Below are 24,846 nucleotides of genomic sequence, written 5' to 3' on the forward strand. Positions count from 1 at the left end.
CTGCACATCGGACGCAACGGAGATGGCAGGAAGACGCAGAAAGCCGGAAAGGCGCCGGCGAACCGTGGCCCTCTCGAGCCGCGGCCTGCTCAGGCGGGCAGTCTCAGCAGATGCGGTCGCGCCTGGTCATTTCGGGCCGGTGGAGGAAGCGATCTTGCCGGCGACATGCATCAGCACCGTCCGGTCCTCCTCGGTGCAGCTCCGGTAGAGCCGGATCAGCGCCAGCTCATGCGCGGTGAGCACGGTTCCGCTGCTGCCGTCCCAGCCATCATGCAGCGTGCTGACCGACACCCCGAGCACATCAGCCAGGCGCCGCAACATGCCGGCGCTATGGCCCGCACGGTTGCTCTCCCACTGCGCCACGGCACTCCGCGACACGCCGGTCGAGCGGGCGAGCCGGTCCTGTGTCAGGCCCCGGGCCCGACGCAGCGTCCGGATCCTCGCCCCGAGGCTCAATGCCTGATCGTCATGGTCCATCGGGACCCTCCCGGAAACGAAGGTATCGGCAGCTGGTTAACAAGGCCTCTCCGCACCGCCCGAATCGACACGCAGAGGGTGAATTAGCGGCTTCTGGATGCTACAATGACGACCTTCACACCCAAGTGATAGCATGTCACTTCAGTAAGGTTGTGGCGCCATGCGTTGTTCCGGATGGCAAACATGCAACAAGGAGCACGCCATGCAGACGTCCAGAACTGCCAAAGCCGGACTTTCCGCGGCGATCCTTGCCCTCGGATTAACGGCAGGCGCCGCGCCCAGCCTCGCGCAAGCGACCCAGGGTGGACGCCCGAGTGCCGCAAACTCGACTGCCAGCAACAGCACCATCGTGGAGCAGAAGGGGCCGGGACTGCCGCCGGTGGACGCGCAGCAGACCACGCGGAGCACCGACAATCACGAAGTGTTCAAGATCCTCGGCCTGTCCGGGCAGATCAACGCACCCGTGACGCCGGGCTACAACGCGGACGCCACCTACCACACCTACGCTGGCCAGCCCGGCAACGGCCAGAACGCGATCCTGTCGCAGGGCACCGACGGCTCCCCCTGAGGCCGCTATCCGGTCCAGTCGCCCAGCCGGCATAGCGCCTTCCAGTGGTCGTCGGACACCGGCACCACGGACAGGCGTGACTGCCTGACCAGGGCCAGCGTGGCGAAGTCCGGATCAGCCTTGATCTCCGCGAGCGTGACCGGTCGCGGCATCGGTCCGACCGCCTTCACGTCGACGCAGATCCACTTGCCGTCGTCCGCCGTCGGATCGGGGTAGGCTTCCCGCACCACCTCGATCACGCCGACGATCTCCTTGCCGATGTTGGAGTGATAGAAGAACACCCGGTCGCCCTTGCGCATCGCCTTCATGTTGGCCTGCGCCTGGTGGCTGCGCACGCCGGTCCAGGGCTCGATGCCATGCTCGACCTGCTGGTCCCACGAGAATGCATCCGGCTCCGATTTCATCAGCCAGTAGGCCACCGCCCGGCTACTCCACCGCCGCCCCGTCACGGAAGACCGTGCGATGGCCGCGGATCACCACGCTCTCGAACAGGTTGACGCCGGCGTATGGATCGCTCGCTGCGAAGCCTTCGGCTGCGGCGCGGTCCTCGACATCGACCACCAGCAGGCTGCCGCACGGCCTGCCGTCGAGGTCGAGCAAAGGTCCCGCCTGCACGATCCGATCCTCGTAGGTCGTCAGGTAGCGCAGGTGGGCCTCGCGAGCGGCCAGCCTGGTATCCAGGCTGTCGGGCCGGTCGGTGCAGATGATCGCGAACAGCATGTCATGCTCCTGGGGCGCGTCACGCGGACTGTCGATGATGTGGTCGTGACATGATAAGCATGTCCAGGATCTTGGAAACGGGGTGCCGTGCGGGATGCAAGGTCATCGATCCCGCACACGCTTGAGGAACGCAGACGCGTGAACAGCATGTTCGCCTCTTTTGCATCCGGATCGGCCTCGGTTGGCGGGCTGTTGCACCGGTTTGCCAATCCGGGGCGGTTCCTGCGCGTGGGGGTGTGGCTGCAGCCTGTGCTGACCTGGCCGGCGCTGCTGCTGACCGCCGCGGGCCTGGCGTGGGGGTTGTTCCTGTCGCCGGCCGACTGGCAGCAGGGTGATGCGGTGCGCATCATGTATGTGCACGTGCCGGCCGCCTGGCTGGCCTCGCTCGGCTATGCGGCGCTGGCGGTGTGCGGGCTGCTGTCGCTGGTCTGGAAGCACCCGCTGGCCGACCTCGCCGCCGCCGAGATCGGGCCCGTCGGTGCCTGCATCACCGGCGTGTGCCTGGCGTCGGGCTCGCTCTGGGGCCGGCCGATGTGGGGGGCCTGGTGGGTGTGGGACGCGCGCCTGACCTCGGTGCTGGTGCTGTTCTTTCTCTATCTCGGCCACATCGCCCTGGTCCGCGCCTTCGACGACCCCAGGCGCGGTGCCCGGGCCGCCGCAATCCTGGCGCTGGCCGGGGCCGTCGACCTGCCGATCATCAAGTTCAGCGTGCAATGGTGGAACACCCTGCACCAGCCCGACAGCATCACCCTGACCGGCGCGCCCACCATGTCGATGAGCATGCTGTGGCCGCTGCTGGTCTGCACCCTCGGCTTCAGCCTGGGCTTCGCCGCCATCGTGCTGGCGCGGCTGCGGGCGGCGGTGATGGAGAGCCGCACCCGCACCCTGCTGCTGGCGCCCTCCCGGGCAGCGCGCGCCGCATGACCCACCTGCCCTACGTCGCCGGCGCCTACGGCCTGACCCTGGCGGTGGCAGCGGTGCTGTCCGTCTCGGCCGCCCTCCGGCTGCGTCGCGCCCGTCGCCGCCTGGCCGCGGTGGATGTCCGCCGGCGCCCGGGCTCCACGCCATGACCCGCAAGTCGCGCCGCCTGTGGCTGGTCGGGGGCTGCCTGCTGGGCTTCGGCGCCGCGACCGGCCTCACCCTGCAGGCGTTCAGCGCCAACATCGTGTTCTTCATGGCGCCGTCGCAGATCCTGGAGCACCCGCCGGCGGCCGGCCGCACCATCCGGCTCGGCGGCATGGTGGTGGCCGGCTCGCTGATCCAGAACCATGCCGCCGGACGCGAACCCAGCGTGCAGTTCCAGGTCACCGACGGCCAGCAGGCGGTCCGCGTGCGCTATGTCGGCATCCTGCCCGACCTGTTCCGCGAGGGGCAGAGCGTGGTGGCACTCGGCGAGATGAGCGGCGATGGCAGCTTCCAGGCGGCCGAGGTGCTGGCCAAGCACGACGAGACCTACATGCCCAAGGATGTCGCCGCCGCCCTGCGCCGCTCCGGCCGCTGGGACCCGCGCTTCGGACCACCCCCCGCCGCCGCCAGCTGGAACAGCATGACCACCGCCAGCATCACCCACGGCACCTGATGAGCCCGGTCCTCGGCATGCTGCTGAGCCCCGAACTCGGCCGCTTCGCGCTGGCCCTGGCCTGCACCCTGGCCCTCGCCCAATGCGCCCTGCCGCTTGCCGGCGCCTGGGCTCGCCACCCGCGGCTGATGGCGACCGGCCCCGGTCTCGCCTTCGGGCAGCTGGCCTGCCTGGCGCTGTCCTTCACGTGCCTGGCGGTGGCCGCCATCGGCAACGATTTCTCGGTGCAGAACATCGCCGAGAACAGCGCCATCGCCAAGCCGCTGCTCTACAAGATCACCGGCATCTGGGGGAACCACGAGGGCTCGATCCTGCTGTGGTCGCTGATCCTGGGCTTGTGCGGTGGCGCCGTCGCCTGGTTCGGCCGCTTCCTGCCCTCCACCCTGCAGGCGCGCGTGCTCGGCGTGCTCGGCGGCACCGCGGCCGGCTTCGAGCTGTTCTGCCTGCTCACCTCGAACCCGTTCGACCGCGTCTGGCCGGCACCGGTCGACGGCCACGGCATGAACCCGCTGCTGCAGGACCCCGGCCTCGCCTTCCATCCACCCATTCTCTACACCGGCTATGTCGGCTTCGCGGTGCCGTTCGCCTTCGCCGTCGCCGCCCTGCTCGAGGGCCGGGTCGATGCCGCCTGGGGGCGCTGGGTCCGGCCCTGGGCGGTGGCCGCCTGGTGCTTCCTGACCTGCGGCATCGCGCTCGGCTCGTGGTGGTCGTACTACGTGCTCGGCTGGGGCGGCTACTGGTTCTGGGACCCGGTCGAGAACGCCTCGCTGCTGCCCTGGCTGACCGGCACCGCCCTGGTGCACTCCGCGATCGTCGTCGAGAAGCGCGAGGCGTTGAAAGTCTGGACCGTGCTGCTGGCGATCGGCACCTTCTCGCTGTCGCTGTCCGGCACCTTCCTGGTGCGCTCTGGCATCCTCAACTCGGTGCACGCGTTCGCCAACGACCCGGCCCGCGGCGTGTTCATCCTGGGCCTGCTCGGGCTGGTGATCGGCGGCGCGCTGCTGCTGTTCGCGATCCGCGCGCCCACCCTCTCCGCCGGCGGCAGCTTCGCGCCGCTGTCGCGCGAGGGCGCGCTGGTCATGAACAACATCCTGCTGTGCGCGATCTGCGCGGTGGTGCTCGTCGGCACGATGTATCCGCCGTTCGCGAGCCTGCTGTTCGGGCAGGCGATCAGCGTCGGCAAGCCGTTCTTCGACGCCACCGCCGCCCCGATGGCGCTGCCGCTGCTGGCGGTGATGGCGATCGGCCCGATGCTGCCCTGGAAGCGCGCCCAGCTCGCCCCGGTGATCGCACGCCTGTGGTGGGCCGCCCTGCTGGCGGGCGCGGTCGGACTGGTCGCCGCCTTCGGTCTCCGGGGCACGCTGCCGGTGCTGGCGTTCGCGCTGGGGGTCTGGGTGATCGCCGGCAGCCTCGCCGGTGTGATCCAGCGCGTGCGGCCGGCGGGAACCAGCGGGCGCGTGTCGCTGGCCGACAGCCTGCACCGGGCGCGGATGCTGCCGCGGGCGGTGTTCGGCGCGGCGCTGGCGCATGCGGGGGCCGGCATCACGGTGATCGGGCTGGCGGGGATGTCGGCTGCCAGCCACGCCATCGTCTCGGTGCATACCGGCGACAGCGTGCCGCTCGCCGGCTACCGCTGGACGCTGGCCCGCATCGACGACCAGGCCGGCCCGAACTACCACGCCCGCATCGCCACCCTGCTGGTGCACCGCGATCGCCCCGACGGCGCACTGGTGACGGTGCTGCATCCGGCGCGGCGCGATTTCGCAAGCCAGGGCCAGACCACCACCGAGGTCGCGATCCACACCAACCTGGTGTCCGACCTGTATGCCGTGCTGGGCGAGGAACACGGCACCGGCGCCGACCACACCGCCGTGCTGCGGCTGCACTACAACCCGCTCGCCCCCTGGATGTGGCTCGGCGCCCTGGTCATGGCTCTCGGCGGCGCCCTCTCCCTCAGCGACCGACGCATCCGCATCGGCGCCCCACACCGCGCCAGAACACGCGCAACGGTGCCCGCGGAGTGAAGGTCTCGACCCCCAACACCCGATCGTTCCCGCGTCGGCGCATGCTCACGCTGGTACCGCTGGTGGGCAGCATCGCGGTCGGCGCCGGGTTCTGGGCGATGCTGGCCGGCATGCGCGGCGGCTCGTTCGACCCGCACGACATCGACGCGCCGGCCGTCGGCCGAACCGTGCCGGACTTCACGCTACCCGACCAGTCGCCCGGCCACGGCTTCTCGTCTGCCGAGTTGCGCGCCGCCACCCAGCCGCTGCTGGTCAACTTCTTCGCCTCATGGTGCATCCCCTGCGTCATCGAGGCCCCGATCCTGTCCGGCTTGCGCACCCGGCTGCCAATCTGGGGCATCGCCTATAAGGACCAGCCGGACAATGCCGCCGGCTTCGTCAACCGCACCGGGGCCCCCTATGCAAGGCTGGCAGCGGATCGAAGCGGCCTCACCGCGATCGACTGGGGGGTGTCCGGTGTGCCGGAAAGCTTCCTGATCCGCCCGGGTGGCCGCATCGCCTGGCACGTCGCCGGCCCGCTGACACCCGAGATCATCGAAGGCCAGTTGCTGCCGGCCCTGGCCAGCCTGCGATGAACAAGCCTGGACTCCAACCTGGGAAAAGGTCGCGCCTGGCGGGCCTGCTGCTCGTCGTCGGCCTGGCCGGGCCTGGTCTGGCGCTCGCGGTGGACGATCCGTCGGAGATGCTGCACGACCCGCGCCTGGAAGCGCGCGCCGAGGCGATCGGTGCGCAGCTGCGGTGCCTGGTCTGCCAGAACGAGAGCATCGAGGCGAGTGGCGCCGATCTCGCCCGCGACCTTCGCCATGTCGTGCGCGAGCAGGTCGCGGCTGGCCGCAGCAACCAGCAGGTCATCGACTGGATGGTGCAGCGCTATGGCGACTTCATCCGGCTGCAGCCACGTCTGACCGCGGCCACTCTCATGCTGTGGGCAACACCGCTGCTGGCACTCGCCGTGGGTCTGACGGCCGCTTGGGCCGGCCTGCGCCGTCGCCCGCAACCACCGGCGCCGCTCGATCCGACCGAACGCGCCCGCATCGACGAGTTGATCCGATGATCGGCCTCCGACCATGATCCGCCTGTCACGATGAGCGGCCAGATCGTGCTCTGGATCGAGATCCTGCTGCTCTGCCTGGTGGTGCTGGTGCCGGCCGGGTATGCCGCCTGGCCGCATTCCGTTGAAGCGTCGGCGCGCCGGCGTACCCGCACGCAGCGCGAGCCGGCGCTGGCGCTGCATCGGGCGCAGCTGCTGGAGCTGGAGCGCGATCGCGCCGGCGGCCTGATCGCACCCTCCGAACATGCCGGCGCCCGGCTCGAGCTGGAGCGGCGGCTGTTGCGTGCGGCAGCACTGCCGGACGAGCCGGCCACCTCGACGCCGCGGGCGCGGCCAGGCAGAGGCGGGGTGTTCGCGCTGGCAGCCATCCCCGTGGTGGCACTCGGCCTGTATCTGCTCGGCGGGCAGCCCGGATTGCCGGCGCAACCGCTGGCCGTCCGGTTGGCGCAGGCCGATGCCCGGTCGCAGGAGGACGCGGCGCTGATCGACACGCTGCGGCAGGGTCTGGCCAAGCTCGATCCGGCGTCACCCGAGGCCCGCCAGGGGTTCATCCTGCTGGGTCAGGCGGAGGCCTCGCGCGGCAACTGGGGTGCGGCTGCGGCAGCATGGCGGGTGGCGCTCGCGCATGGCTTCGACTCCACGATCGCGGTGCAGACCGCCGAAGCTCAGGCCCGTGCCGACGGCAGGGTCAGCCCCGCATCCGCCGCCCTGTTCCGGCGCGCGCTCGATACTGCGCCAGCCGACGTTCCCTGGCGACAGCTGGCCGAACAGCGCCTCGCACAGTCGGAACATCAGTAGCCCGGCCCTGGCACGTCCCGCCCGGCACCCCTATCTGGATGCCATGGACACGCTCCCCGATCACGCACCGGATCCCGCCGCTTCCGACGCCCGGCCCGAAGACCGGGCGGCCGATAATGCGGCGCCACCGAAGCCTGCCCCGACCGAAATCGGCGGACCCAAGGAGGCCGAGCCGACCCGCTATGGCGACTGGACGGTCAAGGGTCGCTGCATCGATTTCTGACCGCCCGCGCGGTCAGGCCTTGCCGCGGGCCTCGCGCGGCGTCCAATCGACGACGGTGCGCCGGAATGCCGGCGGCTTCGGCTGGCAGGAGATGAAATACAGCCCGACCACATAGACGATGTTGGCGAGCGCGTTGAAGCGGAACGCCATCTCGAGCATGGGCGGAGCCCGCATCATGATCCACAGGCTGTAGATCGCGAACGGGATCGAGAGCGGCCGCAGGCCCTGCAGCATGAAGCGCAGCGGGTTGGCGTGGCCGGGCTTCACCAGCGGCCGCATGCGCTGGATCGAGACATAGAAGAACGCCGCGAAGAGCCAGGTCAGCACGTTCCAGCTGGCGTTGCCGAAGCCCATCTGTCCGGTCGCCAGCATCGCCACCAGCGAGGCGGCATCCAGCACCACCGCGCCGAGCTGCATGCTCATGCCGATATCGAAGCCGGACGGCCGCTCCGGCAGGCGATCGACGACCGGCTGGAACACGCGGTCCAGCAGCCAGCCATCAAACTGGTTCACCTTGTCGGCCAAGCTCATGGAAGGGTACTTCCGGCAGTTGCAGGGCGGGGTCAAGCCGTCTGGTTCAGGCGACCAGCGTGACCAGCTCGGGATAGGGCTGCAGCAGCGGGTCGGCGGTGACCGGGCGCACCGTTTCGTCGATCGCCTGTTCCACCGGCAGGCGGTCGAACAGGTCGCGGTGCAGCATCGGCAGCTCGGCCACCAGAGCCGCACGTTGAACTAAACCTGATGCGATGAAGATACGAGAAGGGCGGCACCATCGCTGGTGCCGCCCCGCTCCTCACCGACGAAGGCTCGGTGCTTACTCCGGCAGCTGGGCGCTGCGACGACGGATCGCGGCACTCAGGATGTCGCCAAGCGACGCGCCGCTATCGGACGAGCCGTACTCGTTGATCGCCTGCTTGTCCTCTTCGACCTCGCGGCCCTTGATGGTCAGCGACAGCTTGCGCGACGCGCGATCGACCGACACCACCTTGGCATCGACCTTCTCGCCGACGGCAAAGCGCTCCGGACGCTGGTCGCCCTTGTCGCGGGCCAGCTCGGCGCGGCGGATGAAGCCGGTGAGGACCTCGTCGACCTTCACCTCGATGCCGTTCGCCTGCACCGCGGTCACCACGCAGGTGACGACCATGCCCTTGTTCACGCGGCTGAGCGTGTCGGCGGCCGGATCGTCATGCAGCTGCTTGATGCCGAGCGAGATGCGCTCCTTCTCGACGTCGACGTCCAGCACCTTGGCCTGGATGACCTGGCCCTTCTCGAAGTTGGCCATCGCCGCCTCGCCGGCTTCGTCCCAGGACAGGTCGGACATGTGGACCATGCCGTCGATGTCCGCGGACAGGCCGATGAACAGGCCGAACTCGGTGATGTTGCGGATCTCGCCCTCGACCGTGGTGCCGACCTTGTGCTCCTCGGCGAACACTTCCCACGGATTGCGCTGGACCTGCTTGAGGCCGAGCGAGATGCGGCGCTTGGAGCTGTCCACGTCGAGCACCATGACGTCGACTTCCTGCGACGTGGCGACGATCTTGCCCGGATGGACGTTCTTTTTCGTCCAGCTCATCTCGGACACGTGCACGAGACCCTCGACGCCGGCTTCCAGCTCCACGAAGGCGCCGTAGTCGGTGATGTTGGTCACGCGGCCGCTATAGCGGGCACCCGGCGGATACTTGACGGCCACACCCTCCCAAGGATCGGCCTCGAGCTGCTTCATGCCGAGGCTGATGCGCTGGGTGTCGGAGTTGAAGCGGATCACCTGCACGCGGACGGCCTGGCCGATCTGCAGCGCCTCGGACGGGTGGTTGATGCGCTTCCAGGCGATGTCGGTGACGTGCAGCAGGCCGTCGACGCCGCCGAGATCCACGAACGCACCGTAATCGGTGATGTTCTTGACCACGCCGTCGAGGATCATGCCCTCCTTGAGGCCCTGGATCAGCTCGCTGCGCTGCTCCGCACGGGTCTCCTCGAGCACCGCGCGACGCGACACCACGATGTTGCCGCGGGCGCGGTCCATCTTGAGGATCTGGAACGGCTGCGGGCTGCCCATCAGCGGTCCGACGTCGCGCACCGGGCGGATATCGACCTGGGAGCCCGGCAGGAACGCCATGGCGCCGCCGAGATCGACCGTGAAGCCGCCCTTGACCCGGCCATAGATGGTGCCGTTGACGCGCTGCTGGCCCTCGAACGCCTTTTCCAGGTTGGTCCAGGCTTCCTCGCGGCGGGCCTTCTCGCGCGACAGCACGATCGCGCCGTCACGGTCCTCGTAGCGCTCGACATAGAGCTCGATGACGTCGCCCGGCTTGACCTCGTGGTCCTGCCCGGGGATGCCGAACTCCTTCAGCGAGACGCGGCCTTCGCTCTTGAGGCCGACATCGACGATCGCGAATTCCTCGGTCAGGCGGATCACCGTGCCGGTGACCACCGAGCCGTCGAAGCCGACGTCGCGGCCGAGGGTCTCGTCGAGGAGGGATGCGAAATCTTCGCCGCCGAAATGATCGGCGGACGGACGGGCGAGTGTGGTGGCTGATGCCATGTGGCAGAAATTTCCTGCGTCGAGAGCGGCGCCGAGTGGGCCCCGTTGACGGTCTTGCGCCCTGCCCCTGAAATCGGTGGCAGCACGTCGTGTCCGGAGCGCGAGAGGCGGGATGCGTCTGCGCCGTGACGGACCGGCTATGACAGAGCGGGCCCGACCCAAAGGGCATTGCCTGCGGCGTGCAGAAACACCCGGAGATGGGGCAAAGTCAAGAAAATGCGGTGCCTGGCTGCAGTGTGTTGTGTCAGCCCGCGCCGGTGCCGGGTGCGGGGAATCGCTGCCGGACGATCCGCAACGCCTCCTGTAGAACGGCCTGCGCATCGAGCCGGTCGCTGTCGATATGGATCGCGTCAGGTGCCGCCCGGAGCGGTGCCGCCTGGCGGGCCGCGTCGGCAGCGTCTCGCGCCTCCAGTTCGGCCTGCACGGCAGCGATCGCCGCCTCCTGCTCAGCCGGGGTGGCCGCAGCACCGTCGAGCTGGCGCCAGCGTCGTTCCGCCCGCGCACGGGTCGAGGCGGTGACGAACAGCTTCACCGGGGCGTCCGGAAAGATCACCGTGCCGATGTCACGCCCGTCCAGCACCGCGCCCTGTTCCGCGCCGAAGCCGCGCTGGAACGCCAGCAGCGCCGCCCTGACCGCAGGCTGGGCGGCCACCAGGCTGGCCGCGCGGTCCACGTCCGGCACGCGCAGGTCATCACGCCGGAGGTCTGCCGGCTGCAGCGCCTGTGCAATCGGACCCGCATCGCCGGCGGGATCGAGGCCGGCATCCAGCATCCGCCGCCCGACCGCCCGGTAGAGCAGGCCGGTATCGAGATAGGGCAGCCCGAGCGCGTCGGCCAGCGCACGCGCCAGCGTGCCCTTGCCGGCGGCTGCCGGACCATCGACGGCGACGATCAGCTTCGTGGTCACGCAACCTGCTCCGCGATGCCGGCACCGATGCGGTTCATCAGCGCCACGAACCCGGGGAAGCTCGTCTCGATGAAGCCTGTGTCGTCCACGAGAACCGGCTCGCTCGCGGCCAATCCGAGCACGACGGCGCTCATCGCCAGCCTGTGGTCCATGCGGGTCTCGACCCGCCCGCCACCGATGCGCGCGTCCGGACCGCCGCCGATGACGATCATGTCGTCGCCCTCGACCGTCACCTGCACACCGTTGCCGGCGAGCAGCGCCACCGTGGATGCGAGCCGGTCGCTCTCCTTGACGCGCAGCTCATCCAGGCCGCGCAGCCGGGTGGTGCCGGTGGCGAAGGCGGCGGCCACCGCAAGCACCGGATACTCGTCGATCATGCTGGGCGCCCGATCGGCCGGGACGTCGACGCCGCGCAGCGGACCCGCATTCACCACCAGGTCGCCGACCGGCTCGCCACCCTCGACGCGGCGGTTCCGCACCACGATGTCGGCGCCCATCTCGATCAGGGTGGCGATCAGCCCGGTGCGCAGCGGGTTGAGCCCGACCGCCTCGATCACGATCGACGAGCCCGACACCAGCAGTGCCGCCACCATCGGGAACGCCGCCGAGGACGGATCCGACGGCACCAACACGTCGCGGCCCTGCAGCGTCGGACGGCCTCGCAGCCGGATCACCCGGCCGCTGCCATCGGCCTCGACGCTGACCTCGGCGCCGAAATGGCGCAGCATGTTCTCGCTGTGGTCGCGGGTCGGCACCGGCTCCTCGACCACAGTCTCGCCGGCAGCGTTCAGGCCCGCCAGCAGGATCGCCGACTTCACCTGCGCCGACGCCACCGGCAGGCGATACGAGATCGCCCGCGGTTCGGCGCATCCGGCGATGCAGAGCGGCAACCGCCCCCCGGCGCGACTGGTGAACACCGCACCCGTGAGCCCGAGCGGATCGATCACGCGGCGCATCGGCCGCCGACGCAGGCTGGCATCGCCGGTCATCACCGACACGATCGGGTGGCTAGCCAGCAGCCCGGTCAGCAGCCGCGCGGCAGTGCCGGAGTTGCCCATGTCGAGCACGTCGTCCGGCTCGAGCAGGCGGCCGATGCCGCGCCCGGTGACATGCCAGCTGTCATCCGCCTGCCGGACGATTTCGGCCCCCAGCGCACGCATCGCCGCCGCGGTGCGCAGCACGTCCTCGCCCTCGAGCAGGCCGGTGATACGGGTGTCGCCCACAGCGAGGCCGGCGAACATCAGCGCCCGGTGGCTGATCGACTTGTCGCCCGGAACCCGGATCGAGCCCCGCAGCGCCGCAGTCGCCCGGCGGACGACGAGCGGGCGCGCAAGCGAGGCGGGATGGAGCGGCGTCGGGGGCGTATCGGGCATGGTTCCACCCCTTGGCTATGCGACCAGCCCCGAGTCAACCGGGACGACACGTGTTTGACAGCATTGCCGTGAGGTGGCATGGGCCCCGCCCTGCGACGCATCGTCCTCAAAACACAGGGTCACTATGGCCAAGCCAGAACTCGGCACCAAGCGCGTCTGCGTCTCGTGCGGCACACGCTTCTACGATCTGACCAAGGTGCCCGCCGTCTGCCCGAAATGCGGCACCCAGCAGCCACTCGACCAGCCGAAGCCGCGCCGCGGTGGTGGCAACCTGCCGCCTGACGATCGCCGTCCGAAGAAGGTCGCACCCGACGCCGAGGATGCCGATACCGAGGCCGAGCCCGCCGAGGACGAGGCGGAGGCCGACGAGGTGGCGGAGGATACCGACGATCTCGACGACGACGCGGACGTCATCGGCACCGACATCGAGGTCGAGCCGGACAACGACGAGAACGAGCGCTGAGGCGACGCCGCCACCGGGCCGGACCCTGTGTCGGCACGGCGGCGGCCGGGCTGCTGGTGCTGGTGATCCCGGCCGGTGCAGGTGTGGCGGCTGCCGCTGACACCGGCACCGCTTCGGGCTGGACCGACGACCGCTTCCACCGGCTGGCTGCGCTGGCGCTGCTGGAGGAGCTGCGAGGCGCGCTGCTGACCGAGAACAGCGCCACCCTCACCCTCGAGCACTGGTGCGCCGCGCATCGGATTGCAGGGCCGGAAGCGCATGTCGTCGCCGAGCGCGACCGGTCGATCCATCGTCCGCTCGCTGCATCGGACCGGGTGCTGCTGGCGATCGGGCAGGACGAACCCGTCGGCTACCGGCACGTCCGCCTGACCTGTGGTGGTCACCTGCTGTCGGAAGCAGACAACTGGTACGTGCCCGGGCGACTCACGCCAGAGATGAACCACCAGCTCGATGCGACCGAAATCCCGTTCGGCCGCGTGGTGATGGCCCTCGGCTTCACGCGAACGACCCTGTCGAGCCATCTGCTGTGGTCGCCGCTGCCTGCAGACTGGGTCACCGTTGCAGGTCCCGCGCCTTCTCAGGCGACGCCACTCGCGATCCCCGACGCGCTGATCGAGAACCGCGCGCTGCTGCGACGCGCCGATGGCGAACCGTTCAGCCTGGTGATCGAGACCTACCAGCGCGGGCTGCTCGAGTTCGCGGCACCTCCGCCCGCCTGAGGCGTGAAGCGGGTCGCAGAACTGACCCGGCAATAAGCTTCCAGGCGCGCCCAGGCTCGCCGAACCCATGCCGCGACGATGGAGCGAAGGAGACGGGGATGCGCACCGGCAGCATCGGCCTCGATCGTTTCGGTGTCGTTAACGCTGCGGAATACGTTCTCCGCCACTACGACACGATCTACCCAGCCTGAGTCGATAATGCCGCGCGCCTGGAGGGGAGCGGTGGGTGTGTCGGGTAAGTCTGGAACAGGACCGTTCAACGCTTGTGCGGCCTTGCGGACTACAGCAGGCGACAAGTGATCGGAGATGGACTCGTATCGCAACTTCCGGGCCGCCTGATATTCGACATCCAGTAGCCGCAGATCATCGCCGCGGCGGATGGTCTTCGGATGAGACATCGTAGTCCCGGTTACGCCGGAGCGAACCGCTTAGCCGGATTGCTGCGCCTTGCGGCTCACCAAGCCTCCCAATCCGGCGGGAGTACGCACCTCCCCGTCCCCCAACATCCTGGCCAGGCTTTCCGGACCGTCAGAACAACGCCACCGTGGCGCAGTCGGAGGCGACGAACCTCTGGCCGTCACCCGCCTGGGACTTACCCTACGCGCGCAAAAGCGCCGGCGGATGAGACACGCCAGGGTCGTGGGAGGTGTTGAAGTAGGTGGCCCAGCCCGACGGGGTCGGCACTTGCGGTCGCGCGATGGAGCAGGCGGACGCAAGTGACGAGATGGACAATCCGCTGCTTCCAACTGCAACGACCTGATCCGCACGTCCGTCTCAAGTCTCCTTGCATCCAGATCCGGTGCAGTCGGGGGGCTCGATCGGTCTAGCCGCAGGTCTAGCAGCGGGCGGGACACAGGTTACAGACTTCGCATGGCGAACACGGGGAAGGCCTTGACGCCCTCCCCGGTCGGTTCGTCCGTCAGACGCCGGCTTTGGTCCCGGCGCGCGTCAGTTCGATGAAGCGAGCGGTCGTCGGGATCGTCTGCGCCTGGATGAACTCGCCCATCGCCTTTTCCTCTGCCAGCGACTGCTGCAGCGGGGCGATCGAGGCGGTATCGCCGACGGCCTCTGCCATCGCGATCAGGCTCGTATAGGCAGCAATCTCGAAGTGTTCGAATGCATAGTTCGCGAACGTGTTCTTCAGGATCTCGTCGTCGGCCGGCACGTGCAGGGCAGCGGCGATGTTGCCCATGGCACCGGTGACCGTGTTCTTCAGCGACGACGCGCTGGAGTCATGCCGATCGAGAATCGCCTGCAGGCGTGCCGCCTGTTGCTCGCTCTCGACGCCATGCTGCTGCAGCCGCGCCTTCATTTCCGGGTAGTGCTCGAGCCGCTCGACCTGCCGCCGGCACAGCTCGATCGCGGTCATCTCCAGGGCGTGCTGGTTGCGCAACCCGACATGATAAAGCTCGTGTACCGGGTCGCCGTGCGCGTCGCCATCCATGGTGCAGGGTCCTTTCGTGAGTGAATGATGCGGTGGTTTAAGAAGAGCCGCCGGCCGGGTTTCCCGGGACCGGCGGCGCAGGCAATTAGCGCGAGGCCTTGTAGAGCTTCGAGGCGATCTCGAACATTTCCTCAGGCGCATAATCGGGCGTGAACGCGGACGGAACGCCGGTCAGCTGGTGGATCTTGCCGCCTTCCGGAGCGCCGTCGACCACGATCAGGTCGCCCGGCGGGTCGCCCGGCAGTGCCTTCTCGCCGTTGCCCCAGATGCCCGACATCTCCTTGTAGTCGTTCGGGCTGAACGTATAGAGGCGACGGTGCGAGCCCTCGGCCAGGTACGGCTGGCACTCGGGGATCCGGTCGAGGTTGATGTTCGGCGTCGGCAGGAACTTCTCGATCGCGACGCCGGTGATCTGCTTCAGCGCCAGCGCATAGGCATGCGCATGCACCGATCCGCGCACCAGCAGGTAGCCGCAAACGGCGCGTCCGGTCGGGTCGGTCTGCGTCTCGTACACCCGCAGCTTATGCAGGCGGGCGCCACACTCGAGGTGGAAGTTGTGCAACAGGTCGACGACGACGTTGCCGGTGCTGGTGACGAAGTCGTTGTTCCAGGAGGCGCCGTTGCTGTTGATCGGGGCCGCGCCGCCGCCGCCCGACAGGAAGGCTGCCGCGAGGCGGATGTCCTTCATGTCCTCGAACGGGGCGCCGGAAATATCGCCGCCATCGGTCTCGTCGCCGTCGTTGTCCGGGCCGTTATTCAGCATCGCCACGCCGTTGGCGACCAGCTCGACATGGCCAAGCTCCTCGGCGGTGATGCTGGCGACCAGGTTGTAGAACGGCCGCAGCTTCTCCTTGCTGCGGAAGTTGAAGCTCTGGAACATGTAGTTGCCGAGCGTCGACATCTCGCCGTACTTGCCGCCGAGCAGTTCCTGAAGCGCCGCCGCTGCGTTCGGATCCTTGCGCTTCGGAGCCGGGATCTCTGCCTGTAGCTTGTCGATACGTAGGAACATCGCGTGAACTCCGGTTGTGAAGGCCGAACGGCGTCATCTGAGAATAGTTCGCATCGTGGGCGATCACGTTTCGAGCCGGGACGTCCCGGCATGGTCGGACCTCAGGCCGGCACCACCGCGTGCTTGGTCTTCGAAAGCGCCTGAATGACCTGGTCACTGAGGTCCAGGTGGCCCTGCACCAACTCGGGCGGGGTGAGCGCCATCCACTGGTTCAGCGACACGTCCTCGAACTGCGGCGCCTTGAACATTTCCAGGAAGCGCAGCGGCGTGCTGCCGGTATTCTCGATGTAGTGGCCCATCGCGAACGGCACGTAGCCGACATCGCCGGCGCGGTAGTCGAACGTGCGCGCATCGCCGGACGCGCCGAACACGCCCATGCGACCCTGGCCGGCGATGTAGTACTGCCACTCGTCGGTGTTCGGGTGCCAGTGCAACTCGCGCAGGCCGCCCGGCTCGACCTCGACGATGGCCGCGGCAATGGTCCTGGCCGCCTTGAAGTTGCTGGAATCGATTACCCTGACATTGCCGGACTTGAAGGTCATCGGCGTCACCGTCGAGGGCCGGAAGCTGAAGCTCTCGGGCACTGTGCCATTGCCGGCGACGCGGTCCTGGGCAAGCGGTCCGGGGATCGGCAGCGGGAACATGTAGCGCTGCTCCGGATCGGGCGTGTGGCCGAAATTGCTGGCCGGCACGCCGAAGTTCTTGGCCAGCACATCCGGCGGGATATGCTTGAACCAGTCGCTGATCAGGAACGTGCTGTCCTCGTTGAAGCTGCCGTCATCGAACACCAGCAGGAACTCGCACCCCTGCCCCAGCGCCTGGATCGAGTGCGGGATGCCCGGCGGGAAGTACCAGAGATCGCCCTCGCCCACGTCGTCGATGAAGTTGCGGCCATTCTGGTCGACGGCGGTGATGCGCGCCGTGCCGGCCAGCATGATCGACCACTCCGCCTGCTTGTGCCAATGCAGCTCGCGGACGCCGCCCGGGATCAGCCGCATGTCGACGCCGGCCATGCCCTTCGACACGCCGAGTTCGCGCTCGGTGACCTGCCTGGTCCAGCCGCCATCGGTCTCGCGAACGTGCGAATCGGCGAACGAGAATTTCAGGTTCGGCAGGGTTCCGTGATCGGTGCGTGGTGGATCGAGGAGATCCGGATCCTCGCCGTCACGGACCGGATCATGCGGCCCGGGATCGTTGCCGATCGGGCTGACGCGGACGGGCTGCCCCGCGGTGGCGGCCAGGGCGTTGGCAGCCGTGCCGACCGACAGTGCGGCGAGGCCTCCGGCAGCACCCGCGCCCGCGGTGAGGATGCGTCTGCGCGACAAAGGATCCATCGGCCGTTCTCCAAGCTGTACCGGCTCCGAGGTTGGGCCTGCGCAGGCAAAGGACAACCGCGTGAGCAGACCGTTCCGCCACCGATCGGGCCGGGAGGGGCGAGTGGCGATCCGGTCCGGCCCACCCCGATGAGCCGGACTGCAACCTCCACCCAGCTCAGGCTTGCCGGCGCTCGATCTCCACGCCGACCGATTGCAGCTCGGCGAACACGTCCAGTTTCTCCACCATCACCCGCACCACCCGCACGCGACCGTCTGCCAGCACACCGGCGGCGATCCGCTCGGCCAGCGTCTCGACCAGCCGCACATGGCCGGCCTCGATGATCCGCCGCACCAGCTGCACCACGCGCTCGTAGGACACCGTGCGGCTGAGATCATCCCGCCCGACCTCGTGACCGGGCTCGTCCTCCACCCCGAAGGCGATGTTGACCCGCACCCGCTGGCGGACACCCTCCTCATGCGGGTGCACGCCGATCTGCGCGTCGATCACCAGGTCGCGCAGGAACAGGCAGCGCAGCGGCGGCTCGTGACTCCAGGGCGGCAACACCGGGGATGGGAACATGCGAAAGCTACTCCCCGCCCGGGTCGGTGCGGCCATGCGCCGGGTGCCACTGCATGTGCTGGCCGCCATCGAGCGCCAGCATCTGGCCGGTGACCGACGGCAGGCAGAGCAGTGACAACGCCGCCCGCGCGACCTCGCCCGGACTGGTGCCGCGACCGAGCGGCACGCTCTCGCACTGGGCCTGGAACTGCGCCTGGCTCTGCCGCGCACTGGGCAGCGCCGGGCCCGGGCCGATCGCGTTGACGCGGATCCGGCGCGGCGCCAGGGCCAGCGCCATCGACTGGGTCAGCGCCCACAGCCCCGCCTTGGACAGGCTGTACGACACGAAATGCGGCGTCAGCGACCAGACCCGCTGGTCGAGCATGTTCAGCACCATGCCCTCGGCGTCGTCGGGCAGGCGGCGGGCGAACTCCTGCATCAGGCGGAACGGGGCGCGCAGGTTGGGCTCCATGTGGCGGTCCCAGGAGGCGCGGTCGGCGTCGTCCCACTCGTCGCGCTCGAAGCTGCTGGCGTTGTTGACCAGGACGCCGAGCGGCCCGATCGCCGCCTCGGCGCGCCCGACCAGCGCCGCCACCTGGTCCTCGCGCGCCAGGTCGGCATCCACCAGCACCGCGGCGATGCCCAACGCCTGCAGCGTGTCCAGTGTCGCGCGGGTGTCGTCGTTGGCCTGGCGGGCGTGGATCGCCACCGCGAAACCGGCTTCCCCCAGGGCGAGCGCGATCGCCCGGCCAAGGCGCGCACCGCCGCCGGTCACCAGCGCCGCACGCGGGATCGCACGGGGGATCGGCCAGATGACGCTCATGGCAACCGCTCCATCCTGCCCGCCTACGCCCGGCGCGCCATCAGGGCCGCCGCCAGGGTGCCGTCATCCAGCACGTCCAGCGCGCCACCCATCGGCACGCCCTGCGCCACCCGGGTGACGGCGACCCCGAACGGCACCAGCCGCTCGGCGAGCCAGTGAGTGGTGGTCGCACCCTCGACCGTCGCACCGAGTGCCAGGATCACCTCGCGCACGCCACCGGCCTCGATCCGGGCCAGCAGCGGTGCCGTGCTGAGATCCTCCGGCCCGGTGCCGCCGAGCGCCGACAATGTGCCGCCGAGCACATGATAGACCCCGCGATGCACGGCGGCCCGTTCCAGCGCCCACAGATCGCCGACGCCCTCGACGACGCACACGATCGAGCGGTCGCGATGGCTGTCGTCGCAGATCGCGCACGGGTCGCGGCTGTCGAGGTTGCCGCACAGGCTGCAGGTGCGCACAGCGTTCGCCGCCTGCTCCATGGCGTTGGCGAGCGGCAGCAGGCGGGTGCGCGGCTGGCGCAGCAGGGTCAACGCCGCACGCCGGGCACTCCGCGGGCCGAGGCCGGGCAGCCGCGCCAGCAGGTCGATCAGCCGCTCGATCTCTGGACCACCCATCGATCAGGTCAGAACGGCAGCTTCATGCCGGCGGGCAGGTTGAGGCCGCCGGTCACCTTCTGCATCTCCTCCGAGGTGCGCGCCTCAAGGTGACGGCGGGCTTCGGCGTGGGCGGCGACGATCAGGTCCTCGAGCATCTCCATCTCGGACGGGTCGGCGAGCTTGGGGTCGATGCGGATGCGCTTCAGGTCGCCCTTGCCGCTCAGCATCACGGTGACCATGCCGGCGCCGGCGCTGCCCTCGATCTCGAGATTGGCCAGGCCCGCCTGCATCTCCTCCATCTTGGACTGCATCTGCGAGGCCTGCTTCATCAGGCCGGCGAGGTTCTTCATGGCGATCGGTCCTTTGTCGTTCCAGGGGGCGAGGTGCGGTGGATCATGGATCGGGCAGCCCGACCTCGTTGTCGAGATCGTCGAGGCCGACCGGCTCGGAGTCGAGCGGGGCGAACTCCATGTCGGGTGCGGCGGGTTCGTTCAGCATCTGATCTGTGACGATCGGCTCCGGCGGCAAGCCATACGCGTCGAGGCTCGCGTCATTCACCGCACCCAGCCGCGCGCCCGGGAAGGCGGCCATGATCGCCTGCACCAGCGGATGCTCGGCAGCGGTGCGGCTACGATCGACGTCGAGCGCGTCCGCCTGCTCGGCCAGCGTCGGCTCGCCACCCTCTCGGGCGAGCACGATGGTCCAGCGAGTGCCGGTGGCAGCACTCAGCAACGCGGCCAGGCGTTGCGACAGATCCTTCGGCGTCTGCGGCTGCAGCCGGAGCTCGATCACCGGCGGCGCGAAGCGGACCAGGTGCGCGCAGTGCCGCAACTGACCGTGCAGGATCGGCTCCCGCTGGCCGGCGATGAACGCCACCACCTCGCGCCAGCTCCGCAGCGATGGCGGCGGCGGCGGCTCGACCCGGGGCGGCGCCTCGATCGCGGGAGCTGCCGCCACAGGGTCCGGCTCGGCATCCGGCATCGGCCGGCGCTCCGCGGACGTGGCGCGTCCGCCGCCGGATACCGCCCGCAGTTCCATCGTCGGCCCCCCTGCGGCAGATGCGGATGATGCGGGGGCCGCCTGTGCCACAGGCTGCGACCGACCCGGATCGGCCTGCAGCTGGCGCACGAGATCACCCGGCGGCGGCAGGTCGGCGACATAGCACAACCGGATCAGCACCATCTCGGCGGCCTCGCGGCGGTCCGGCGCGGTCTCGATCTCGGCGACACCCTTCAGCAGCATCTGCCAGGCCCGGCCCAGCACCGGCACGCCCAGCGCGTCCGCCAGGGCGGCACCGCGCACCCGCTCGCTCTCCGGCAGCTCACCGCTGTCGCGCAGGGCCGGGATCGCCTTGAGGCGCGAGACGGTGTGGATCAGTTCGAGCAGGTCGGCCAGCATCAGCCCGAGATCGGCGCCGCGCATGTGCGCCTGGTCGGTGATTGCCAGCGCCGCCGCGGGCTCTCCGGCCATGACCGCGTCGAGCAGGTCGAACACCAGCCCGCGATCCGCGAGCCCGAGCATGTCGGCAACCCGGTCGGCGCGGATCGTCGCATCGCCGGCCTCGGAATCCCCACCCTGGGCGATCGCCTGGTCCAGCAGCGACAGCCCGTCACGCACCGAGCCGTCGGCGGCGCGGGCGATCAGGGCGAGCGCGTCCTCGGTAATCGCGGCACCCTCGCGCCCGGCGATGCGGCCGAAATGCGCGGCCAGCTCGGATTGCGACACCCGCCGCAGATCGAAGCGCTGGCAGCGCGACAGCACCGTCACCGGCACCTTGCGCAGCTCGGTGGTGGCGAAGATGAAGGTGACCTGCGCGGGCGGCTCCTCCAGCGTCTTCAGCAACGCGTTGAAGGCGTTGCGCGAGAGCATGTGCACCTCGTCGACGATGAACACCTTCATCCGCGCCTGCATCGGCCGGAACCGGGTCGCCTCGATGATCTCGCGCACGTCGTCGATGCCGGTGCGGGACGCGGCATCCATCTCCAGCACGTCGGGGTGGCGGTCGGCGAGGATGGCGGTGCAGTTCGCGCATACGCCGCAGGGCTCCGCGGTGGGGCCGCCCTGCCCGTCCGGCCCGATGCAGTTCAGCGCGCGGGCGATGATGCGGGCGGTGGTGGTCTTGCCGACGCCGCGCACGCCGGTGAGCATGAAGGCGTGCGCCACCCGACCGACCACGAAGGCCCGGCGCAGGATGCGGACCATCGCCTCCTGGCCGATCAGATCATCGAAGGTGGTCGGACGGTATTTGCGGGCGAGGACACGATACGGCGTGGCAGCGGCAGCGGGTGCTGCGGCAGGGCGAGCCGCCGGTGCATCGCCGAACAGACCCGGCCCCTCGGGCAGCGGCGGCTGATCGTCGTCGATGATGTCGTCTTCGGGATCGTGCATCAGAGAGGTGGGAGGCCGAACGAACGACCCGAGCGGAAACTCACTGCGGCTGCTTCCTTCCGGACCTGACCGGGTTGGCAAGACGCCCGTCCGCTGCCGACCTCCCGGTGTGACCTTAACACGGCCTCCCCCATGCGCGACAAGAGGCCATGGCCGTGCCTCATGCGCGGGCTCGCCCGGAGGCAGCATGGCAGGTGACAGGCTCTCGCCCATCGTGAATTTCTTCGCCGGCAGCCGGATCGACCGGGCGGCGAACTCGCGTGCGGACGATGCGGCAATGCAGGCCCACCTCGACCACCCGAACCGGCGCCTGGTGGCAGTCTGGCGCGGCCGGCACCTGATGGCGCGGCTGGGCCCGGACCGGATGAGCGTCGTCATGACCACGCCGGACGCACTCGGTCTCGATCCGGACTGGATGGACCGGTTGCCCTGGACCTTCCTCGGACTCGACGAGGCCGGCCCGCTGCTGGCCGTCGATCTCGGGGCACTCGACGATCCGCCGATCCCGGCCGCCACCGGCGACGCCTGGAGCTTCGAGGAGCTGCGACCGCTGGCACCGCTCCTGCCGGAGGGCGAGGCCGCGTTGCTGGCGCAGGCCCGCGGCATGCTGCATTGGCGCGCGACGCACCGCTTCTGCGGCGTCTGCGGCCGGCCGAACCTGCCCGAACAGGGCGGGCACCGGCTGGTCTGCGCCGAGGGCCACCAGCATTTCCCGCGCACCGACCCGGTGGTGATCATGCTGGTGACGCACGGCGAGCATGCACTGCTGGCCCGTGGCGTCCGCTTCCCGCCGAACTCGCGGGTGCTGTCGGCGCTGGCCGGGTTCCTGGAACCCGGCGAGAGTGCCGAGGAGGCGGTGGCGCGCGAGGTGTTCGAGGAGGTCGGCGTGCGGGTGCGCGACGTGCGCTATCATTCGAGCCAACCCTGGCCGTTCCCGGGCTCGCTGATGCTGGGCTTCCACGCCGAAGCTTTGGATCGCGCGCTTACCATCGATCCGCACGAGATCGTCGAGGCGCGCTGGGTCACCCGCGCCGAGGTGCGCGACCATGCGGCACAGGGCTTCGACGTGCCCGGTCCTACCGCAATCGCCAGCCAGCTGGTGCAGAGCTGGCTGGACGAGGGGTGAAGCCCGGATCACTTGATGAAGCACGGGTCACTCGATGACGCGCGGGTCACCTCAAGCGGGGGAGGTTTCGGCCTCCATGCCGACATGGGACGGCGCATTCGTCGGCCACGCGCGCAGCGCAAAGGTGGCGACGTCGCGCAATGCCGCCCTGCTGGCGCCTGACGCCGCCATGACGGCCATCCCGTGGACGACGGCCATCAGGTAGCGTGCAAGCGATGCGGGATCTGCGTCGATGGTCAATTCTCCCTCGGCCCGCGCCCGCTCGAACCGGGATTGCAGCGCCTCCTGGGTCTCCTGGCGGGCGTCCGCCAACAGCTGCCGAACGGAGGAATGTTCGTCCGAGCAGAGCACCGCACCCAGGGTGATCAGGCAGCCTGGCGGGTTGGCGTCATCGGTCTGCTGGTCCGCCGCACCATACAGCAGCCGTTCCGCCACGCTGCGTGCGCTGGTCTGGGCACAGATCGAGGCGCCGAACACCGGGCACTGCTCCCGGTAGCGCTCGAGCGCCTTCTGGAAGAGCTCCTCCTTGCTGCCGAACGCCGCATACAGGCTGGGCCGCTGGATGCCCATCGCGTTGGTCAGGTCGGTGAGCGACGCGCCCTCGAAACCCTGCCGCCGGAACACGTCGAGAGCGGCCGCGAGCGCTGCGTCAGGATCGAACTGCTTGTGCCGTCCCACCGGCGGTTTCCTTTCGTGGCCCGGCGGTATCTGCCGGCGGTCAGCCGGGCTGCACCGGTGTGACAGGGATACGACACTTGACTCCGCCCGTCCAGTTTTGATACCGAGCGATACAGTATCACTTTCTGGTATGGATGCCGGGTGATGCCGAGGTCGGAATGGAATGAACGAAATCGAAACGGTCGGAAATGCCAACCACGGTGAGAGCGGTTCCGAAGCGGGCCGCCCGAGCCGTGGCAGGCGCGTGCTGTTCGGCACCAGTGGTCTGGCAATGCTGTTCGCGGGCATCGGGTTTCTCGCACTCGATAGTGTGAGACACCCGAGCCATGCGGTGCCGGCGGCGCCTCCGCCGCCCAGCGTGATGGTCAGCGAGCCGATGCGGCAGGACGTGTCGCAGGAGGTCAACCTGCTCGGGCAGTTCTCGGCTGTCGATCGGGTGGAGCTGCGCGCCCAGGTCGGTGGCACGCTGTCCGAGATCCACTTCAAGGACGGGCAGATCGTCCACAAGGGCGACCTGCTGTTCGTCATCGATCCGCGGCCATACCAGATCAAGCTCGCCAGCGCCGTCGCCTCGGTGCAGACCGCGCAGGCGCGTCTCGACCTGGCCAACTCCGAGTTCTGGCGCGCCCAGCAGCTCAAGCACACCGATTTCGGCACCGCCGAGAACGTCGACCAGCGCTCCAACGACGTCCGGGCGGCGACCGCTGCACTGGCGACCGGCGAGCAGGCGGTGCGCGATGCCCAGCTTGATCTCGACTACTCCCGCGTCACCGCGCCGTTCGACGGCCGCATCGACGACCACCAGATCTCGGTCGGCAGCCTGGTCAGCGGCAGCCGCGCCGGCGCCAACACCACCACGCTGCTCGCGACGGTCGTGTCGCTCGATCCGATCCATCTCGATTTCGACATGAGCGAGAACGATTTCCTGGCCTTCCAGCGCGCCCATGCTCCGGGCGAGCTCGGCGAGACCGTGCGCTTCCGGCTCGGCGACGAGACCCGCACGACCCATACCGGCACCGTCGACTTCATCGACAACACGCTCGATCGCAGCAGCGGCACCATCCATGCCCGCGCGATCGTGCCGAACCATGACCTGTTCCTGGTCCCTGGCGAGTTCGCGCGGCTGGTGATCGATATCGGCCACCCGACGTCGTCGCTGCTGGTGCCGGACCAGTCGGTGATGCTCGACCAGTCGCAATCGATCGTGCTCACCGTGGCACCGAACGGCACCGTGATCCCGAAGCCGGTCGAGGTCGGAGCGCTGTTCAAGGGCTTGCGCGTCGTGCAGAGCGGCCTCGCCCCCACCGACCGGGTGATCATCGACGGGCTGATGCATGCGATGCCCGGCACCAAGGTCACGCCGACCGCGAGTGCCATCCACCTGGCTGCCGACAACAATCGCGACTGATCCCGATCCCGCTTGATCCGGGGCCGCCTCGATCCAGACTCGCCTTGATCCCGAC

The 24,846-nt window shown here is 69.3% G+C and carries 30 protein-coding genes and 1 other RNA gene; 13 read left to right on the forward strand and 18 right to left on the reverse strand.

Features of this window, described 5'->3' with window-relative positions:
- Positions 1-126: 126 nt before the first annotated feature.
- Positions 127-477 carry a helix-turn-helix domain-containing protein gene (locus ACOEQ2_RS04430; protein WP_419730177.1) on the reverse strand — a complete coding sequence of 117 codons (351 nt, stop codon included), beginning with the start codon at positions 475-477 and terminating at the stop codon, positions 127-129.
- 202 nt (positions 478-679) lie between these two features.
- Here ACOEQ2_RS04430 and ACOEQ2_RS04435 point away from each other — a divergent pair, with 202 nt between their 5' ends.
- Positions 680-1,045 (forward strand): hypothetical protein, encoded by a 366-nt coding sequence (locus ACOEQ2_RS04435; protein ID WP_419730178.1) that lies wholly within the window; start codon positions 680-682, stop codon positions 1,043-1,045.
- A 5-nt stretch (positions 1,046-1,050) separates the two neighbouring features.
- Here ACOEQ2_RS04435 and ACOEQ2_RS04440 read toward each other — a convergent pair whose 3' ends face one another.
- Together ACOEQ2_RS04440 and ACOEQ2_RS04445 are read right to left on the reverse strand one after the other, a co-directional pair.
- Positions 1,051-1,464, reverse strand: a complete 414-nt coding sequence (locus tag ACOEQ2_RS04440) for an EVE domain-containing protein (RefSeq protein WP_419730179.1) — start codon at positions 1,462-1,464, stop codon at positions 1,051-1,053.
- 7 nt (positions 1,465-1,471) lie between these two features.
- A complete protein-coding gene (locus ACOEQ2_RS04445; RefSeq protein ID WP_419730180.1) occupies positions 1,472-1,765 on the reverse strand; it encodes a YciI family protein in 294 nt (97 codons plus the stop codon).
- Positions 1,766-1,912: 147 nt separating this feature from the next.
- Between ACOEQ2_RS04445 and ccmC the strand changes: the two genes are divergently transcribed.
- The 8 genes from ccmC to ACOEQ2_RS04485 are packed head-to-tail and all read left to right on the forward strand — an operon-like array spanning position 1,913 to position 7,440.
- Positions 1,913-2,689 carry a heme ABC transporter permease CcmC gene (ccmC, locus tag ACOEQ2_RS04450; RefSeq protein WP_419731133.1) on the forward strand — a complete coding sequence of 259 codons (777 nt, stop codon included), beginning with the start codon at positions 1,913-1,915 and terminating at the stop codon, positions 2,687-2,689.
- Positions 2,686-2,835, forward strand: coding sequence for a heme exporter protein CcmD (ccmD, locus tag ACOEQ2_RS04455; RefSeq protein ID WP_419730181.1), 150 nt, complete (start codon positions 2,686-2,688; stop codon positions 2,833-2,835). The genes ccmC and ccmD overlap by 4 nt, the downstream gene beginning before the upstream one ends.
- Complete coding sequence (ccmE, locus tag ACOEQ2_RS04460; RefSeq protein ID WP_419730182.1) at positions 2,832-3,344, forward strand: cytochrome c maturation protein CcmE; 513 nt, start codon at positions 2,832-2,834, stop codon at positions 3,342-3,344. Before ccmD ends, ccmE begins: the two co-directional genes overlap by 4 nt.
- On the forward strand, positions 3,344-5,368 hold the full coding sequence (locus ACOEQ2_RS04465; protein WP_419730183.1) for a heme lyase CcmF/NrfE family subunit: 2,025 nt from the start codon (positions 3,344-3,346) through the stop codon (positions 5,366-5,368). Before ccmE ends, ACOEQ2_RS04465 begins: the two co-directional genes overlap by 1 nt.
- A gap of 41 nt (positions 5,369-5,409) precedes the next feature.
- Entirely contained in the window at positions 5,410-5,943 is a 534-nt protein-coding gene (locus ACOEQ2_RS04470) for a redoxin domain-containing protein (protein ID WP_419731134.1), read from the forward strand.
- Positions 5,940-6,422 (forward strand): cytochrome c-type biogenesis protein, encoded by a 483-nt coding sequence (locus tag ACOEQ2_RS04475; RefSeq protein WP_419730184.1) that lies wholly within the window; start codon positions 5,940-5,942, stop codon positions 6,420-6,422. The genes ACOEQ2_RS04470 and ACOEQ2_RS04475 overlap by 4 nt, the downstream gene beginning before the upstream one ends.
- 30 nt (positions 6,423-6,452) lie before the next feature.
- Entirely contained in the window at positions 6,453-7,217 is a 765-nt protein-coding gene (gene ccmI, locus ACOEQ2_RS04480; RefSeq protein ID WP_419730185.1) for a c-type cytochrome biogenesis protein CcmI, read from the forward strand.
- 43 nt (positions 7,218-7,260) lie between these two features.
- Entirely contained in the window at positions 7,261-7,440 is a 180-nt protein-coding gene (locus ACOEQ2_RS04485; protein WP_419730186.1) for a DUF1674 domain-containing protein, read from the forward strand.
- A 12-nt stretch (positions 7,441-7,452) separates the two neighbouring features.
- On the opposite strand, the gene ACOEQ2_RS04490 is transcribed toward ACOEQ2_RS04485, so the two are convergent.
- The 5 genes from ACOEQ2_RS04490 to aroA all read right to left on the reverse strand — a co-directional run bounded on the left by ACOEQ2_RS04490 (position 7,453) and on the right by aroA (position 12,262).
- The gene (locus ACOEQ2_RS04490; protein WP_419730187.1) at positions 7,453-7,971 is read right to left on the reverse strand and encodes a hypothetical protein; all 519 of its coding nucleotides are present in this window, start codon (positions 7,969-7,971) and stop codon (positions 7,453-7,455) included.
- Between the two features lie 46 nt (positions 7,972-8,017).
- On the reverse strand, positions 8,018-8,155 hold the full coding sequence (locus ACOEQ2_RS04495) for a hypothetical protein (RefSeq protein ID WP_419730188.1): 138 nt from the start codon (positions 8,153-8,155) through the stop codon (positions 8,018-8,020).
- Positions 8,156-8,254: 99 nt separating this feature from the next.
- Positions 8,255-9,982 (reverse strand): 30S ribosomal protein S1, encoded by a 1,728-nt coding sequence (gene rpsA, locus ACOEQ2_RS04500; protein WP_419730189.1) that lies wholly within the window; start codon positions 9,980-9,982, stop codon positions 8,255-8,257.
- Between the two features lie 244 nt (positions 9,983-10,226).
- Positions 10,227-10,889, reverse strand: coding sequence for a (d)CMP kinase (locus ACOEQ2_RS04505; protein ID WP_419730190.1), 663 nt, complete (start codon positions 10,887-10,889; stop codon positions 10,227-10,229).
- Positions 10,886-12,262 (reverse strand): 3-phosphoshikimate 1-carboxyvinyltransferase, encoded by a 1,377-nt coding sequence (gene aroA, locus ACOEQ2_RS04510; RefSeq protein WP_419730191.1) that lies wholly within the window; start codon positions 12,260-12,262, stop codon positions 10,886-10,888. Before aroA ends, ACOEQ2_RS04505 begins: the two co-directional genes overlap by 4 nt.
- Before the next feature lie 124 nt (positions 12,263-12,386).
- On the opposite strand from aroA, the gene ACOEQ2_RS04515 reads away from it, so the two are divergent.
- Together ACOEQ2_RS04515 and ACOEQ2_RS04520 are read left to right on the forward strand one after the other, a co-directional pair.
- Positions 12,387-12,725 carry a TIGR02300 family protein gene (locus tag ACOEQ2_RS04515; protein ID WP_419730192.1) on the forward strand — a complete coding sequence of 113 codons (339 nt, stop codon included), beginning with the start codon at positions 12,387-12,389 and terminating at the stop codon, positions 12,723-12,725.
- 56 nt (positions 12,726-12,781) lie between these two features.
- Positions 12,782-13,444: a hypothetical protein gene (locus ACOEQ2_RS04520; protein WP_419730193.1), complete on the forward strand. Its 663-nt coding sequence runs from the start codon at positions 12,782-12,784 to the stop codon at positions 13,442-13,444.
- A 919-nt stretch (positions 13,445-14,363) separates the two neighbouring features.
- Here the strand turns inward: ACOEQ2_RS04520 and ACOEQ2_RS04525 are convergent.
- The 9 genes from ACOEQ2_RS04525 to ffs form a co-directional block, all read right to left on the reverse strand.
- Complete coding sequence (locus ACOEQ2_RS04525) at positions 14,364-14,888, reverse strand: ferritin-like domain-containing protein (protein WP_419730194.1); 525 nt, start codon at positions 14,886-14,888, stop codon at positions 14,364-14,366.
- Between the two features lie 85 nt (positions 14,889-14,973).
- Positions 14,974-15,897: a manganese catalase family protein gene (locus ACOEQ2_RS04530; RefSeq protein ID WP_419730195.1), complete on the reverse strand. Its 924-nt coding sequence runs from the start codon at positions 15,895-15,897 to the stop codon at positions 14,974-14,976.
- Positions 15,898-15,998: 101 nt separating this feature from the next.
- Positions 15,999-17,231, reverse strand: a complete 1,233-nt coding sequence (locus ACOEQ2_RS04535) for an oxalate decarboxylase family bicupin (RefSeq protein WP_419730196.1) — start codon at positions 17,229-17,231, stop codon at positions 15,999-16,001.
- A gap of 157 nt (positions 17,232-17,388) precedes the next feature.
- The gene (gene folB, locus ACOEQ2_RS04540; RefSeq protein WP_419730197.1) at positions 17,389-17,793 is read right to left on the reverse strand and encodes a dihydroneopterin aldolase; all 405 of its coding nucleotides are present in this window, start codon (positions 17,791-17,793) and stop codon (positions 17,389-17,391) included.
- A gap of 7 nt (positions 17,794-17,800) precedes the next feature.
- Positions 17,801-18,595, reverse strand: coding sequence for an SDR family oxidoreductase (locus ACOEQ2_RS04545; RefSeq protein WP_419730198.1), 795 nt, complete (start codon positions 18,593-18,595; stop codon positions 17,801-17,803).
- A gap of 23 nt (positions 18,596-18,618) precedes the next feature.
- A complete protein-coding gene (gene recR, locus ACOEQ2_RS04550) occupies positions 18,619-19,209 on the reverse strand; it encodes a recombination mediator RecR (RefSeq protein WP_419730199.1) in 591 nt (196 codons plus the stop codon).
- Positions 19,210-19,217: 8 nt separating this feature from the next.
- A complete protein-coding gene (locus tag ACOEQ2_RS04555; protein ID WP_419730200.1) occupies positions 19,218-19,541 on the reverse strand; it encodes a YbaB/EbfC family nucleoid-associated protein in 324 nt (107 codons plus the stop codon).
- A gap of 43 nt (positions 19,542-19,584) precedes the next feature.
- Entirely contained in the window at positions 19,585-21,579 is a 1,995-nt protein-coding gene (locus tag ACOEQ2_RS04560; RefSeq protein WP_419730201.1) for a DNA polymerase III subunit gamma/tau, read from the reverse strand.
- Positions 21,580-21,586: 7 nt separating this feature from the next.
- An RNA gene (gene ffs / locus ACOEQ2_RS04565) (signal recognition particle sRNA small type) lies at positions 21,587-21,684 on the reverse strand.
- Positions 21,685-21,766: 82 nt separating this feature from the next.
- Between ffs and nudC the strand changes: the two genes are divergently transcribed.
- A complete protein-coding gene (nudC, locus tag ACOEQ2_RS04570; protein WP_419730202.1) occupies positions 21,767-22,705 on the forward strand; it encodes an NAD(+) diphosphatase in 939 nt (312 codons plus the stop codon).
- Positions 22,706-22,756: 51 nt separating this feature from the next.
- On the opposite strand, the gene ACOEQ2_RS04575 is transcribed toward nudC, so the two are convergent.
- Positions 22,757-23,383 (reverse strand): TetR/AcrR family transcriptional regulator, encoded by a 627-nt coding sequence (locus tag ACOEQ2_RS04575; protein WP_419730203.1) that lies wholly within the window; start codon positions 23,381-23,383, stop codon positions 22,757-22,759.
- A gap of 163 nt (positions 23,384-23,546) precedes the next feature.
- Between ACOEQ2_RS04575 and ACOEQ2_RS04580 the strand changes: the two genes are divergently transcribed.
- The gene (locus ACOEQ2_RS04580; protein WP_419730204.1) at positions 23,547-24,791 is read left to right on the forward strand and encodes an efflux RND transporter periplasmic adaptor subunit; all 1,245 of its coding nucleotides are present in this window, start codon (positions 23,547-23,549) and stop codon (positions 24,789-24,791) included.
- Positions 24,792-24,846 lie beyond the last annotated feature (55 nt).

Source organism: Lichenicola sp., from assembly GCF_965198575.1.
In the GTDB taxonomy this organism is placed as follows: domain Bacteria; phylum Pseudomonadota; class Alphaproteobacteria; order Acetobacterales; family Acetobacteraceae; genus Lichenicola.